Here is a 15,062-nt window from a genome sequence, read left to right as displayed (position 1 = left end):
TTCTTCCTTTACCTTTTCAATATACTGCTTGAGTGTATTCAAAATTTGTATGTTTGTAGTCATAGGGGGGATGTTTGGTTACATCAAAGAACAGAGGAATCTGTTCTTTAACCCCCTATAATTCATAAAGTTATCATCCAATTTAATGACATTGCCCTGAAAGGGTTGAATGTATATAATATCAATATATTCAACCCTTTCAGGGTTGACGCTTTACCTTTTATTGTTTTCCTCCGGTTTCACCGGAGGCTATTTATATTCAAGCCCTCCGGGCTTAACTTAACGACATTGGGATTTAGGGGGCACTACCCTCCAAATTGATTAATAGTTGCAGTATATTTAATAATTCCGCTTGTAACCCGGTTCATTATTGGCTGGGCATTAAAAACATCAGAATGTACATCGATGATCTCTTTGTAAATCAGGCCTACATTTTTGGCATATATTTCTTTATAATATTTTTTATCAATTAAACTTTTATCCTCGTCAATTTGTATCACAGTTAATGTTGAATCAAATGCTCTACCTCCTATAGTTTTAGCTTTATTGATCTCAGTATACTTGTAGTTCCACTCTCCAAGGGAATTATAAGCGTTTCCATTCCAGATTCTATATAATTCAACAGGAAAAATAAGCTTAGTGAAACGTACATTTTCCTCCACTTTTTCAATCGAATTTTTTGTCCGGTTAGCTGACCAGGCATCAGTAAGTATCCAAGGAAGTTGACTATATTTCGTTGTTTTACTCGAATCCTTCCTATAACGTTCCACTCTCATTGTGGGTCTCCCGGCATTATCATAAAATACAGATTCTATTACTTCTTTTACTTGAAAATAAAAGGTATCAACCTTTTTGGTAAAGCTGTTCATTACTATTGAATCAACATTGTAAACAATATATTTACCGATTTTGTCAGAATAATAATTGTGGCCAATGTCAAGAGTGGTTTGTTGGTCTTTTTTACATGAAGTAATAAGGGTTGTCATCACAGCATGTAAAAACAGTATTTTGATTCTTTTTTTCATTGCACATGCAAGTCCCCCATTTGGGGGATTTAGGGGGCTCTACCCTCCAAATTTATTAATAGTTGCGGTATATTTAATAATACCGCTTGTAACGCGATTCATTATAGGTTGAGCATTAATGGAGTCGGAATGGGCATCAATGATCTGCCTGTAAATCAAGCCAACATTTTTTGCATACATTTCCTTGTAATATTTTTTGTCGATCAGATTTTCTTCGTCGATTTGTATAACGGTTAATGTGGAGTCGAAAGCTATGCTGCCAACTGTCTTTGCTTTATCAATTTCAGTGTATTTATAATTCCATTCGCCAGTGGTATTATATGCGTTCCCGTTCCAGGTTTTATATTTTTCTACAGGGAAAATAAGCCGTACATACCGTACATTTTCTTCCATCTTTTCGGCACTTGTTGAAGTGCGGTTAGCTGACCATACATCCGTAAGTATCCATGACATTGAATCGTATGAAAGTGTTTTGCTGTAATATTTCCGGTAACGTTCCAGGCGCAAAGTGGGACGGCCTGTATTATCATTAAATACCGACTCAATGACTTCTTTTACCTGGAATTTAAATGTGTCGACCTGTTTTGTAAAACTGTTTTTTACAATCGAGTCAACATCGTAAATAATATATTTGCCGGCCTGGTTGGGGAAATAGCCATAGCCTATATCAAGGGTAGTTACTTCCTGATCCTTTTTGCAGGAATAAATAGTTGTTGCTGTTATTATTAAGAGGAGTATTTTTTTCATTCTTTCAATAAAACCTCCACCTATCAGATCGTTTCCTTCATAAAATACTGCGGATTGCCCTGGGGCGATTGCAGATACTTTCTTATGGAACAATACTTTAATTATGCCGTCTTCAATAGATAAATTACTTAAGCTTCCCGGATCTTTGTACCTGATCTTAGTTAAGGCTTCAAAATTTTCAGGCAATGTTGAGTATTTAATAAGATTAAAATTGCGTACACGCATTTCCTGCTTTTCAAGATCCTCTTTTGTTCCCAAAACAACAGTGTTGGTTTCCGGAACTATTTCAAGAACGTGCATGGGTTCACCCATTGCGATCTCAAGGCCTTTACGCTGTCCCACAGTATAAAAGGGATACCCTTTATGTTTGCCTACAACAGTTCCGTCTGATAAAACAAAATCACCTCCGTCCACGCGCTGTTCAAGCCCGGCCACCCTGTGCTTTAAAAAGCCCCGGTAATCATTGTCGGGCACAAAACATATTTCATAGCTCTCACTTTTATTAGCAAGCTCGACATAACCGCGATCAATGGCCATTTTTTTTATTTCACTTTTGCGCATGTGACCTAAAGGGAATATGGTGCGCTTCAGACTTTCCTGACTAAGTCCCCACAGCACATAACTCTGGTCTTTATTTTCATCCAATCCTTTTGAAATAACATAGCGGCCATTTTCCTGTCGTACCTGCGCGTAATGCCCTGTGGCAATGTAATCACAGCCCAGCATGTTTGCCCTTTTTAATAAAGCTTCCCACTTTATATGGGTATTGCACAATACGCAAGGGTTAGGCGTACGTCCGGCTAAATATTCGTCTACAAAATTATCGATGATGAAGTCGCCGAACTCTTCACGTATATCTAAAATATAATGCGGGAATCCATGATTAACAGCCATGATACGGGCATCATTAATTGAATCCAGGCTGCAGCAACCGGTTTCCTTTTTCGAAGCGCCTGATGAGGCATAGTCCCATGTTTTCATGGTTATGCCAATAACATCATAGCCCTGTTCATGCAAAAGCATAGCAGCAATGGAGCTGTCAATTCCACCGCTCATAGCTACTAATACTTTGCCTTGCTTACTCATCAACGAATAGTGAATAAAAAAAGAATTAACGAATCTTGAACCTTTTTATTTTTTCTAACCACGAACCCTGAACCCTGAACCTTGAACCTTGAACTTACTTAACCAACTCTCCCAACTTATACGTTTCTTCCTTCTCAATAGTTCCGTCCAATTTATAATAAGTTACTTTTCCATCGAGTTTATTGTTCAGGTAATTGCCTTTGCGTTTCACTTTTTGATCGGTTATTACTTCTTTTGTTTCTTCGGGATAGCCATCTTTAGCGGGAATGGTCTCCTGTTTAACCTGGCCGGCATCGTAATACTCGGTAAAAGGACCGTTTTTTAAGCCATTTTTAAATGTGGTTTTTGATCTTGGGATCTTGCTTGGGTAAAACTCCTCTTCAACGCCATTGTATCTGGTTGATTTCACAACATTACTTTTCTTATAAACCACCTGCCAGTCAAGACTTCCGTTTTCGGAATAATAGTTCCAGGTGCCGTCTTTGAAATCACGCAGATAGAGTCCTTCAATACTTAGCTGGCCGGAGGGGTAGTAGAATTTTGCTTTACCATCGCGCAAGCCATTCGTGTAATTATATTCCATGCGCAGTGCGCCACTTTCAAGGTATTGTTTAAACGGACCATCCATCAGGTCGTTCTTATAAGTAGTTTGTTCAAGCACTTTGCCGTTTTTAAAATATGATAGAAACGGTCCGTTCTTTTTTCCTTTCAGGTAATTTTCCACTGAGGCTACAGAGTCATTGTCACCGTAATAGGTCCAGGTGCTGTCTTTCAATGTCCCGTATACTTTTCCATGCATTATCTTTTTTCCATCCGGATTAAATAATCGGGTAAAAGCAGCATTGTCTTTCTTGTAGAATGTGGTAATAGATTTTGTTTTACCTGTGGGATAATAATAAGTGAATGTACCCACCGGCCTATCATTTACAAACGAACCATCATAAACAACATTTCCTTTATCGTCTTTTTTGATCCAATGACCTTGTTTCAGCCCGTTTTTATCAATACGGTTCAGGGAATCTTTCGCCTGTGCAAAAGCAAAGGTGGAAGAAAGGAATACTATAAAATATAACAGTTTAAGGCGTAACATATTGTATGTAAAGATAAGAAAAGGCTTGTATACGCCTTAAACAATAACCATTCCAGTATGGTATATTTACGGGGTTGTTTTTATTGTTTTCGTATTCTTTTCTGTTGGTGAGCTGCCACAGCTGCCTTTTCCTTCACAAGGTCGGAAAATGACCGGCCTGTAATTTTGCTATCCAGCCAGGCAATCAGGTCGAAGTATTCCATAACCTGCACTTCCCGGGTGTTTTTAAAAATGAGTTCCAGTTTTTGTTTCGTTTCAATGAGAAGTTCTGTCAACTCTGTTTTGGAATTTTGCATGTGAATTTTTTTACCGAAGAGTTCAAATATGATCTTTTCGTATTCATGGATTGTTTTTCTCTTTTTTAGTAAATACCGTTGTGTTGATCGTGCCATCCCGATGAGTAATTCAGTATCTCCCAGTTCAAAATGTACAATAAGAGCGATCAGTTTTGAAGTGTAAACAAAATCAGGAAGAATGCCGCTATCTGCGTAATCCATGATCTTATTGAGGTGCCTTAAAGCTGCTTTGTATTTATTTAAACTAAAATAAGCTAAAAAGGCAAAGTAATAAAAGAACATGTGTGTTTCTGTGTCAGCCTGAAGATCATCTTTTTTTAGTTTTTCTGTCTCATTGGCAGCGCTGATGACTTTATCATAGTTAAATAGATCGAGCTGATTGTTCATGTACTCAATGTTCAATTGAATGTATTCATTGATAATGTTTTTTGTTTTATATTTTTTGGGCAAGGTATTGATGAAGTCATTTACTTTGTTGTAGTACAAGTCGTGCTCTTTTTGATTCCCTACTTTCCGTAGGCTCATAAGCAGGTTGTGTACACCCATTATATAATTATGTGCTCTTGCGTGTAATTTAGTTTTATCGGCCTCAAGGTATAGTACAAATTCTTTTCTGTACCTGTTCGATCTTTCCCAATCTCCTTCTTGCCTGGTTCCAACAGCCATTATATTATAATAATATTTAACGGCGCTGTACGACATGTCAGCCGGCCTTTTGTTTTTCAGCAGAGGGTCGGAGAGTATCTTTCTTATATTTTTTGTGTGATCAGGAGTGCTTATTATCTGTTTGGTGTTTAGCAGCGGGACAAGTTTATATTGAAGTTTGTAATACTCCCGCTGGTTCATATATTTATTGATTTGATCAGACTCTTCTTTAAATCCTTTATCCAGATAGGATAGTATATCGTTGGTTTTTTCGGAAGTTTTTAAAATTTCGCTTTTCCATGATAGTAATTTTAATGTATACAAAAACGATTCGTTTTCAATGGCACTTTTCAATGTTTTGTTAATTATTTTTAAAGCAGTAGGATACAGTGCTTTGTTATATAGGAATTCTATTTGCTGAAGCTTTTTTGCAATAACCATATCTGCTGAGTCGGCTGAATGGTATTTTTCCATACTTCTAAGTATAGCCTCCGTGAGGCGGGTTTTGTTGAATTTTAAATTTTTTATTGCTGTTCGGTTTCCCAGTTTTGCTTTTACTTTTTGTTCGTCATAATTGCCATTTAGAGAATTGATAATATCAAACAGTTTTATGTAATTATCCGATCCGGCCTGTGTTTTAAAATAAGCCTTTTCCCTTGAGTCGAGGGATCTGATAAGTTGAAACAATTCGTCGGATGAGGTTTTCATGCTATTCAATGGTTTACTTAAGCCTGTTTTTGCTGAACGAAGATCTCATGGATGAAATAGGTTTATTATCTTATGCAACTTAATTGAATAATTTATGCAAATTTATGCCTTTTTATGCTGTATTTTGCTATTTTAATGAAATTATTTATTTATACTAAATGCAACTTATAGAGAAACATGATTTGTTTTGCATCTGTTATTGTATGACATTAGCCATAGAGCAAGATACTGAACAGCATTAATTTTTAACTTCAACCATGTATCAAAGTAAAACCTATATAAAGGGACTGTTTCTTTTGATCCTGTTTGCATATACAGCATTATATGCTTCAGGAACCACTGTAAGTAAGGAGCAGGCGCAGGAGTGGATGACAAAGCAGAGTTCTCCCGGTTTTCAGGAAAATAAGGGACAGATGGCTGATGTTAATGGCGCGCCTGTTCCATTCGTCCTTTTTAAAGTGCAGGTGCCTGATCTCAATATATGGCTTACCACAAGTGGACTTACCTATCAGTTTTTTAAGTTGAAAGAAGATGAGAATAAAAGATCCCTATCAGAAACTGCTTATCAAAAAGACGAGGATAAAATAACCGGATCATGGCATAGGGTGGACATGAGTCTTAAGAGCGCAAACATTAAAAGAGAAAATATATTTACTGAAGGCAATATTACACAAGGCGAGGTGAATTTTTACCTGGGGCATTGCGCAAAGGGAATATTTAATGTTAAAACTTATACTAAGATAACCATCAGGGAGATTTATCCGGGGATAGATTGGATACTCTATACCACTCCTGCGGATCTCTCCCTGCCTTCAACGGAAGCTGGTTCGGGTTTTGGTATGAAGCACGACTTCATTGTTCATCCGGGTGCTGACCCCACGCAAATAAAACTCATTTACGAAGGAAGCGGAAAGCTGAAGGTTAGTAGCGATCAGATACATTTTGAAAATAAATTGGGGGAGCTGACAGAAGGTAAGTTGCTGTGTTATCAGGGCGATCTGTCAGCTGCAATTACTTCCGGTTATTCTGTAAAGAGAACAGGGAAAGATATCGGAAATGGTTTTTCGTATGAGGTCAGAATTAAAACTGGGCAGTACAATATACATGAAACATTAATCATCGACCCACAATTATTTTGGGCTACTTTTTATGGGGGCAGTGGTTTCAATGGACCGAGGGGTATTGACTGCGATGCGAACGGCAACCTATATGTTGCAGGATATTCAAGTTCAGTGAATTTTCCGACACTTGCCTTTGGCGGGGCATACTATGACAATACTTGCGGAGGAGGGCCTCAGGATGTTTACATTTTGCGTTTTACAAATACCGGTGTCCTGACCTGGGCAACATACTATGGAGGCAGCGGAGACGAATTTGGTAACGCCATTGTATGTGATGGAGCTGGTAACGTTTATGTTACCGGCCAAGCCACAGGTAGTTTTCCAACACTTGCACGGGCAGGGGCATATAATCAATCTGTATTCGGAGGAGGAGCCCGTGATGCTTTCGTTTTGCGGTTTAGCAATACAGGAGTACTTACCTGGGCAACTTATTATGGAGGCAGTGGCGATGATATTGGCCAATCAATTACCTGCGACGGATTAAATAATATTTATGTTACCGGACAGGCAGGTTTGGGTTTCCCTACTCAATCATTGGCTGGCGCATATAACCAGGCCGCGTTTGGAGGAGGAGGAGGTACCCCTACTGACGCATTTATTTTACGTTTTGATAATGCAGGTACCTGCGTTTGGGCTACTTATTATGGAGGCATTGCAAACGAGATGGGGACTTGTATTGCCTCTGATGGAGCAAATAACCTGTATGTTACGGGGCAATGTAATAACATTGGTGGAGCTTTCCCATCCCAGGCATGGGCAGGCGCGTATAACCAGAGTGCAGTATCAGGATTCAGCGACATTTTCATTTTACGGTTCAGTAACTCGGGAGTTCGTACCTGGGCCACGCTTTATGGGGGAAGTAATTGGGATATGGCAGGTTCCATTTTATGCGATGCATCCGGTAATATATATGTAACCGGTGAGACGAATAGTGTCGATCTGCCTATCCAGGCGAGGTCGGGAGCTTATAATCAAGCTGTATGGGGCGGTTCGGGATTTACATCCTATGATATATTTGTTTTGCGATTTACAACTGCCGGCGTTCTTAACTGGGCTACCTACTACGGTGGTGCCGGAAACGAATCCTTCGGATCTTATGATAATCTTGAAACTGATATTTGCGGGAATGTTTATGTTGGTTTGTACGCTTCAACCGGATTATACACCTTCGGTACTACAACGTGCAGCCAGTATTACGATCCAAGTGTAAACGGAAGCAGAGATCCTTTTATCATAAAATTCAGTAATGCCGGATCGGTATTGTGGGCTACATTTTTTGGAGGAGGGGGGAACGGTGATTTCAGGGCAGCTTTAGCAACCGATAATAGCGGAAATTTATTTGTTGCTGGTGAATGGGCTGCAGCGGGCGGATATCCGGTTACAAATCCAGGAGGAGGAGCCTATATTGATGCTACCTATAATGGAGGTGAAGACGCCTATTTTGCTAAATTTATTCCCGTGGTTTCTACCTATACTCAGGGGCAGGTAAATGCCACCAGCTGTGCCAGCTGCAATGGCAGTGCTACTATCAATGTAAGTTGCGGTAATCCCAGTTACAATTATGTATGGAGCAATGGTGCCCAAACATTAAATAGTACAAGTGCCACCAATACCATTACCGGCCTTTGTACAGGTACCTATACCGTAACAGTGACCGATGCCGGCTGCATTCCCGTTCCTTATACCACTACTTTTACAATTTCTTCTGTAGGAGGACCTTGTGGAAGTGTCGCCGTCACCGCGACCGGTACAAATGCATGTGCAGGAGATTGTGCAACGGCAATGGCAAATCCGATCGGCGGTACCAGCCCGTACACTTATTTCTGGAGTAACGGTGCTGCCACTCAAAACATAAGTCCCTGCCCGGTGTCAACCACTACTTATACAGTTACAATAACTGATGCCGGCGGAAGTACAGCAACATCAACTACTGTTGTAACGGTAGATCCTGCAGTTATTGTCGGTGCGACCGCAACAAACATAACCTGCAGTGGGGTTGCTGACGGAAGTGTCATTGCCAATCCCGGAAGCGGCACTTCTCCGTATGTATACAGTTGGTCCGCCCCAGGCGGACAAACCACACAAACGGTTACTGGATTATCGCAGGGCAGCTATACTGTAAAAGTAACCGACAGTAAAGGCTGCACATCCACATCCACAACAGCAATAATTTCGCCACCACCGTTATCGGGACAATTTAATAAAGGCACCGCAAGCTGTTCAGGCTGCGGCTGTAAAGAATGGATCATGGTAAATGCAACAGGTGGTACAGGCCCTTACAATTACCTGTGGCCTGATGGTCATATCAATCGGTATAAAAACGGGCTTTGTTCGGGCTCTTCTACAATAAAGATCACTGATAAGAACGGGTGCAGCATAAATGTTAATTTAAGCGGCCCCTGATAGAACCCGGGAAGGAATTACTGCATTATACAGGCAGCAATTTTGATCCCGACCTGTTTTATATTTTTTGATATAATTCAGAAATCCCCTGCACAAAGGTGCTCCATAAAAAGCGCTTTTTTTCGGCCACTACGTTTGTGGTAAATTCCGTTTCCATGTTGTTCGCATAGAAATGAACGATAGCATCGGCAATAGCCTCAGGAGCAGGTTGCACTACATAACCTGCCTTTAAATGAGGGACTATTTCCCCGAGTCCGCCTACATCGGTTACAAGCATCGGGCGTTCAAAGTGATAGGCTATTTGTGTAACGCCGCTTTGAGAAGCGGTTCTGTAAGGTTGAACGATCAGGTCTGCCGCGCAGAAATAATTTTTTACTTCAGTTGCCGGAATAAAATCTGCCTTTATTACTACGTTGCCTTCTATTCTGTTCTCCCTGATAATGTTGTTGTAATAAGCAAGGTCTTCATAACATTCACCTGCAACCAGAAGTTTTAAGTTTAAATTTCGTACACGGTTATCGGCCATTGCTTTAAGTAAGAGATCAAGTCCTTTATACTTTCGTATAAATCCAAAAAACAACAGGTAACGGTAACTTTGCCTGAAACCCAAATGCTGAAGAGCCTCCTCGCGGGAAATTTTTTCACCGAAAATATCGTAAATAGGGTGGGGCAAAAAGGCGGCTTTGGGATCTGGAATAAATTTTTTCAGATCATCCATAACACTTTGCGACATGACTACAAACGCGTCACATGATTTGATGAAGTAATTGGTAAGCGATTCATCGCCAAAGCGCTTTTCGTGGGGTAAAATATTGTCAGCTATAACAATTACTTTAATAGAGGTTTTCCACTTTACAAGCCGGGCAATTGTGCCGAGGCAAGGCGCCATAAAAGGAAGCCAGTAACGTATAATGATATAATCGGGGTTTTCCTTTTTTATTTCCCGGGCCGTTTTGTACCAGCTGATTGGGTTAACTGAATTGATAAGTGTTTTGATCTTAACGTCCTGCGGCCTTGATGAACTTTTGTCATATTGTGTTTTGCCGGGAAATAAAAAATCAGGATATTGAAGGGAAAAAGAAATGATCCTTGAACTGATCCCGGCCTTTACAAATGAACGGCATAGCGCTTCATTGAAATTCGCGATGCCTCCCCGCAAAGGGAATGCGGGACCTACGATGATGTTTTTAGTTTGTTTGCTTTTCGCAGATTCTTCGCCGAGCATAATTAATGTTGCAATAGTCTATTTAGAATTTGGTAAGCAATTGAATAACGAACAATCGAACATTTGAATAACGAATTAAGAAGTGTGTGTTATTATCAAACTGAGGTGAGTTCCTGTTTCCTAACTCCTGTCTCCTGTCTCCTGTCTCCTAACTCCTAACTCCTAACTCCTAACTCCTTCATTCCCTGTTCTCTTTTCCACCAGATAATTATTCCGTATAGGAGAATTCCTCGAGATCAGTTCCCCAATAAAGCCCGCTAAAAACAGAACGGTGCCAATAACCATTGTCGTCAACGAAATATAAAACGAAGGACGCTGCGTAAGCAACCGGGCGGGCAGATGGTTGTAAACACAATAGAGCTTGGCAGCTCCAAGGTAAACCGCTGCCGTAAAACCAATAAAGAACATAATGCAGCCAAGTAATCCGAACAAATGCATGGGGCGTTTGCCAAACTTTGAAACAAAAGTAATGGTCATCAGATCAAGAAAGCCATTGATAAAGCGCTCTATGCCGAATTTGCTTTTGCCGTATTTGCGCTCCTGGTGCTGGACAGTTTTTTCGCCTATTTTAGTGAAGCCGGCCCACTTGGCAATAACAGGGATGTAACGATGCATCTCCCCATACACTTCAATACTTTTTACCACATCCTTTTTATACGCCTTTAAGCCGCAATTAAAATCGTGCAGCTGTATGCCGGATATGCTCCGTGTTACCCTGTTAAATAATCGGGTAGGGATGGTTTTGTTTATAGGATCATATCTTTTTTTCTTCCAGCCCGAGATCAGATCGAAGCCTTCTTCTGTAATCATTTTATACAGACCGGGAATCTCATCCGGGCTGTCCTGCAGGTCCGCGTCCATTGTAATTATTACATCACCCAGGGCAGCTTCGAAGGCTGTATTCAGCGCGGCCGATTTACCATAATTTCTTCTGAATTTAATTCCTTTTATTGCGGGATTGTTTGCCGAAAGTGATTCTATTACTTTCCAGGAACCATCTTTACTTCCATCATCAACAAAAATAACTTCGTACGAAAATTTATTTTCGTTCATCACTTTAGCGATCCAATTGCTTAGTTCGGTTAAAGACTCCTCTTCATTTAATAGGGGTATGACTACGGAAATATTCATTTCAACAGGTAAAGCTTTATACGTTTGTCGGAGTATCTTCAAAAACAGGGCGAGCCTTTTTAATGATAGCGCCCATGATCAACGCGAAAATAGCGCCAAATAGTATCCCCACAAAATAGTTTTTTATCTGCGCCCCTACGGAGAAATTATTTCCAGCTTCCTGCAATTGTTCGGCCACCTCATCAATTTTTTCCTGCGGAGCGCCCATATTCTCCATCATGGTCATTGTTTTTTCCATTATGGCGTTCTGCAATTTGTCGGGAAGTTCGGGATCGATGACATGGTATAAAAGCAGACCGAACAGGGTACTAATGGTGCCTGCAATAATACACATCACGAATGTTTTGATAAAGGCATCCTTAAACGTTATATAGCCCCCCATATCTTTACGTATGCGCAGGGATAAGATCACATACATGGTAATTATTGCAACAAGGATCAATATGCCTACCCACCAGGTGGCCATAAATTGAACCCCCATGAGGTAAGTGAACGCCTGTAGTAAAATACCAATAAAACCTGCTATTAAGCCATATTTTATCCCGGGATCCTTCATGTTATCTGTTTGTTTGGTTATTCAGGTAACAAAGATATAAGATTTTGTGGCTCAATATGTTGTATTTAAACGCGGTTTGTTAAATAGATTTATTAATTTTGTTACGGGCAAGTCTTATACGACCAGCTCCTGCTGAACTCCCCCAGGCGGGGAACCGAGCAAGGGTAAGTGGTTGAGCGGTGCGATATAAGTAGCTTGCCCTTTTTTTATTTCCTTTCTCTGTTCTGCTATCTACAATACCTTCGGCTTATTTATTCAAATTATCTGTTTTAGCCTGCCTGTGTGATACAGTCAAGGTAATAGTTAAGTACTGTTTTCTACAAAGTAAAACCAAAATTAAGTTTTAATAAATAGTCAAGGTTAGTTCCACCATTTTCAACATTAGTTCTTAAGCCACCACCAATGTCAATGCCCCAATAGATGTTTTTTGCTTTCTGTTTTTGAAATCCGTAATTGATACCGTAAAACATTGATTTAAATTTTTCACTACGGGAATCGCCTACCACTTTCGAATATATAAAAAAGGGACTTACATAATCTCCCGTAAAACCATACGTCTTTTTGCCAACTTTTTGACGCTTTTTTAGATTTGTATAAACTCTGAAATGAAATTCGCCAAATGGTAATAAGTATAAACTACCACCTTCATTAGAACTGAAATTTAAGGAAAAACCACTACCTCCTTCAATATATATACTTGCAGAATTCCCAATTTTTGTTTCTATACCTACGCCAATGCCAAGCAAATTAAATTTGGGGGTGAATCTTTTTTGTTCCGTTAATTCAAATCTAGTATTATTGATGGTCGGTTTGGGTTCTGATTTAATAGAATCCTTCGTGTCTACAGCTACGGATGTGACAGTACTTAATGCTAATGGTTCAATTAGATTTTTTCCAGGAACACTCATACTACTACTTGCCCACAAATTGTAATTGTGAATTACGGGAGCAATTTCATAAGATAAAAGGTATTCCCACTCATTAACCAAAGCACATAGACTTGGATTGTCTTCAATATAGTCAAGGATAATTTGCTTAGTAAATACTTTATTGATTTTTACCACTTCACTGTTTCCCTTCTTAATATAATAGGAATTACCTATTTTGTATAGAGTAATTTTTCCATCAACAACTCTTTCAAGGAAGATATTTTGCACGAAAACATAACAACTCTCAAAAACCTTATTAGAATATCCGTATCCTTTTATCTGATTTGGAAATAAAAATTTTGTTTTTTCATTGGAATACTTGAAGCTCGCAATACTTTCAGACGGTTTATTTTTGTGCTGTGTAAAGCCTTTTACCGTGTCAGATTTTAGATTAATATAATATCCTTCATACCAATTATTATCCTCTAAAATATCAGAGAACAAATTGATTGACAGAAACATTATAAAGGAAATTATACAATGTCTTATTTTTGTCATATAACATGTTTAGTATTCTGATTGGTGTAAGGTCCCCTATTCATAGTGTCACTGATTCAAAAGTATTCAATTGTTTCTGTTCATTAGAATCCTATAAGCACGTTATATTAAATGCCCTCATTTTTTTATTTCCAAATCTCTCCCCTCATTTTTTCACCTCATATATTTCCGACCAGGCATGGTTTAACTGAAAGCGTTTGACCAGGGTGATGTCGTTTCTCCCTTTCATTTTTTCATAGTCATCATGGCCCTCCATATTATTGAATATATACAATTCAATGTCAGGTCCGGACGTAGAGGTAACAGATGTGAACCGTTGATCCTCCCTTATATACCCGCAATATGGATTTGTTAAATTGGCCATCATTAAAAAGTGCGTGAAAAATTTTCTGTCCATCAATCGGTTTTCTGTGCAGTAGTTTACCATTTGTTGATGCACTTTTACGCAATCGGCATAGCCTAAATTATGGTCGCTGCTTGTTTTTTGTGGTATGTACATGAAAATTTGCAGGGCTGCATACGCGACAACAAACAGATACACCAATATTCGTTTTGTGAATGTGATATCAATAAGTGAAGCCGCGATAATGCAAAAAGGGGCAACCATGCTCATTACGTACCTGTCGCTGTAAAAATTAAATGAGCTTGAAATAAGAAACAGGACAATATATATTGAAAGTATCAGCAATGTTTTGTTTTGTTTGTTATTCAGGCGGTGTTTAAAATAGAAGAAAAGAAACAGTGAAGCAAGAATAGCCGCGGTTAGCAGGTTTTTTCCCCAGTATACAAACAGCTGGGCCGAAAAGGCCACCAATCTATCGCTAAATGTTTTCAGATCGTGTGAAAGAAAATCAATGTGTTCAGGAAAAAAATACCAGCCGTTTACCTGCTTCTGGATAATGAAGAAAAATGTAATGAGAGCCAGTGGAAAAGTAGTGATTAATAGCCCGGCAAGTTTACTTTTTAAAACATCTTCTTTTCTTTTCAGGAAAAGTATATCGGTTAACTGACAGGTAATAGCCGCGGCAATCGCAACTATGCCGGTTTCTTTGGTGTATAAAGCGAGCGTTCCCGTAATTAAGTACCCGATCCATTTTTGTTGTATGAAAAAATAAAGGGTAAGTAATGAAAAAAGCGACAGCATTATTTCAGGCAGTACAAGTACCGATTGTGCCAGGAATATCGGTTGAAGTACAATAAAAAGACAAGCCAACAGACTTGCTCTTTTAGAAAAAATATTTTTAACGAAATAATATATTGAAACGATAAGTGCGACTGAAATAAGCAAAGCGAAAATATGGCTGGCCATTAATGAGGTGCCGAATACCCGCAGCCACAATGCGCCTGTAAAATGAAACAATAATGGGTGCCCCCTTGAATAGTGAACCGGTAATGCGTCAGGCAGCAGGCTTATATGAGCGGCTTCCATGGCCCTTATGGCTGATCCGTATACCCAGGCCTCGTCCCAGTAATAGGGTAACGACAAATAGGGTATTTTAACAATTATAAAGGCAACAATAATAAGAAGCAGGAGTATCGTGTTTATACTGCGAGCGGAATAAGTGTTTTTAAGGGTCAGAAGTCGGAAGTCCGAAGCCGGAA

Annotated in this window: 10 protein-coding genes and 1 other RNA gene; 2 read left to right on the top strand and 9 right to left on the bottom strand. The window is 39.4% G+C overall.

Features of this window, described 5'->3' with window-relative positions:
* Nucleotides 1–305: 305 nt before the first annotated feature.
* The 4 genes from HYU69_12870 to HYU69_12855 all read right to left on the bottom strand — a co-directional run bounded on the left by HYU69_12870 (nt 306) and on the right by HYU69_12855 (nt 5,597).
* Entirely contained in the window at nt 306–1,025 is a 720-nt protein-coding gene (locus HYU69_12870) for a hypothetical protein (protein ID MBI2271229.1), read from the bottom strand.
* A 39-nt stretch (nt 1,026–1,064) separates the two neighbouring features.
* Complete coding sequence (gene mnmA, locus HYU69_12865) at nt 1,065–2,858, bottom strand: tRNA 2-thiouridine(34) synthase MnmA (GenBank protein ID MBI2271228.1); 1,794 nt, start codon at nt 2,856–2,858, stop codon at nt 1,065–1,067.
* A 94-nt stretch (nt 2,859–2,952) separates the two neighbouring features.
* A complete protein-coding gene (locus tag HYU69_12860) occupies nt 2,953–3,948 on the bottom strand; it encodes a toxin-antitoxin system YwqK family antitoxin (GenBank protein ID MBI2271227.1) in 996 nt (331 codons plus the stop codon).
* 80 nt (nt 3,949–4,028) lie between these two features.
* The gene (locus HYU69_12855; protein ID MBI2271226.1) at nt 4,029–5,597 is read right to left on the bottom strand and encodes a hypothetical protein; all 1,569 of its coding nucleotides are present in this window, start codon (nt 5,595–5,597) and stop codon (nt 4,029–4,031) included.
* Nucleotides 5,598–5,854: 257 nt separating this feature from the next.
* Here HYU69_12855 and HYU69_12850 point away from each other — a divergent pair, with 257 nt between their 5' ends.
* Nucleotides 5,855–9,121 (top strand): SBBP repeat-containing protein, encoded by a 3,267-nt coding sequence (locus HYU69_12850; protein ID MBI2271225.1) that lies wholly within the window; start codon nt 5,855–5,857, stop codon nt 9,119–9,121.
* 58 nt (nt 9,122–9,179) lie between these two features.
* Here HYU69_12850 and HYU69_12845 read toward each other — a convergent pair whose 3' ends face one another.
* From HYU69_12845 to HYU69_12835, 3 genes are all read right to left on the bottom strand, one after another.
* Complete coding sequence (locus HYU69_12845; protein MBI2271224.1) at nt 9,180–10,346, bottom strand: glycosyltransferase; 1,167 nt, start codon at nt 10,344–10,346, stop codon at nt 9,180–9,182.
* A 162-nt stretch (nt 10,347–10,508) separates the two neighbouring features.
* Nucleotides 10,509–11,477 carry a glycosyltransferase family 2 protein gene (locus HYU69_12840; GenBank protein ID MBI2271223.1) on the bottom strand — a complete coding sequence of 323 codons (969 nt, stop codon included), beginning with the start codon at nt 11,475–11,477 and terminating at the stop codon, nt 10,509–10,511.
* A 16-nt stretch (nt 11,478–11,493) separates the two neighbouring features.
* Entirely contained in the window at nt 11,494–12,033 is a 540-nt protein-coding gene (locus HYU69_12835) for a DUF4199 domain-containing protein (protein MBI2271222.1), read from the bottom strand.
* Nucleotides 12,034–12,138: 105 nt separating this feature from the next.
* Here HYU69_12835 and ffs point away from each other — a divergent pair.
* An RNA gene (gene ffs / locus HYU69_12830) (signal recognition particle sRNA small type) lies at nt 12,139–12,237 on the top strand.
* Between the two features lie 113 nt (nt 12,238–12,350).
* On the opposite strand, the gene HYU69_12825 is transcribed toward ffs, so the two are convergent.
* Together HYU69_12825 and HYU69_12820 are read right to left on the bottom strand one after the other, a co-directional pair.
* On the bottom strand, nt 12,351–13,460 hold the full coding sequence (locus tag HYU69_12825; protein ID MBI2271221.1) for a hypothetical protein: 1,110 nt from the start codon (nt 13,458–13,460) through the stop codon (nt 12,351–12,353).
* Between the two features lie 145 nt (nt 13,461–13,605).
* Nucleotides 13,606–15,062, bottom strand: a 1,457-nt coding sequence (locus HYU69_12820; GenBank protein MBI2271220.1) for a glycosyltransferase family 39 protein, incomplete at its 5' end; no start/stop codon positions are given.

The organism is Bacteroidota bacterium (genome assembly GCA_016183775.1).
GTDB lineage: Bacteria > Bacteroidota > Bacteroidia > JABDFU01 > JABDFU01 > JABDFU01.
Note: the sequence above shows the minus strand (reverse complement) of the source record. Positions and strands in the feature narration are given on the sequence as shown.

Excerpts from the sequence above, each read along its gene's own strand:
- mnmA (MBI2271228.1), bottom strand. The coding sequence starts at position 2,858 with ATGAGTAAGCAAGGCAAAGTATTAGTAGCTATGAGCGGTGGAATTGAC.
- HYU69_12860 (MBI2271227.1), bottom strand. The coding sequence starts at position 3,948 with ATGTTACGCCTTAAACTGTTATATTTTATAGTATTCCTTTCTTCCACC.
- HYU69_12855 (MBI2271226.1), bottom strand. The coding sequence starts at position 5,597 with ATGAAAACCTCATCCGACGAATTGTTTCAACTTATCAGATCCCTCGAC.
- HYU69_12870 (MBI2271229.1), bottom strand. The coding sequence starts at position 1,025 with ATGAAAAAAAGAATCAAAATACTGTTTTTACATGCTGTGATGACAACC.
- HYU69_12825 (MBI2271221.1), bottom strand. The coding sequence starts at position 13,460 with ATGACAAAAATAAGACATTGTATAATTTCCTTTATAATGTTTCTGTCA.
- HYU69_12850 (MBI2271225.1), top strand. The coding sequence starts at position 5,855 with ATGTATCAAAGTAAAACCTATATAAAGGGACTGTTTCTTTTGATCCTG.
- HYU69_12845 (MBI2271224.1), bottom strand. The coding sequence starts at position 10,346 with ATGCTCGGCGAAGAATCTGCGAAAAGCAAACAAACTAAAAACATCATC.
- HYU69_12835 (MBI2271222.1), bottom strand. The coding sequence starts at position 12,033 with ATGAAGGATCCCGGGATAAAATATGGCTTAATAGCAGGTTTTATTGGT.
- HYU69_12840 (MBI2271223.1), bottom strand. The coding sequence starts at position 11,477 with ATGAATATTTCCGTAGTCATACCCCTATTAAATGAAGAGGAGTCTTTA.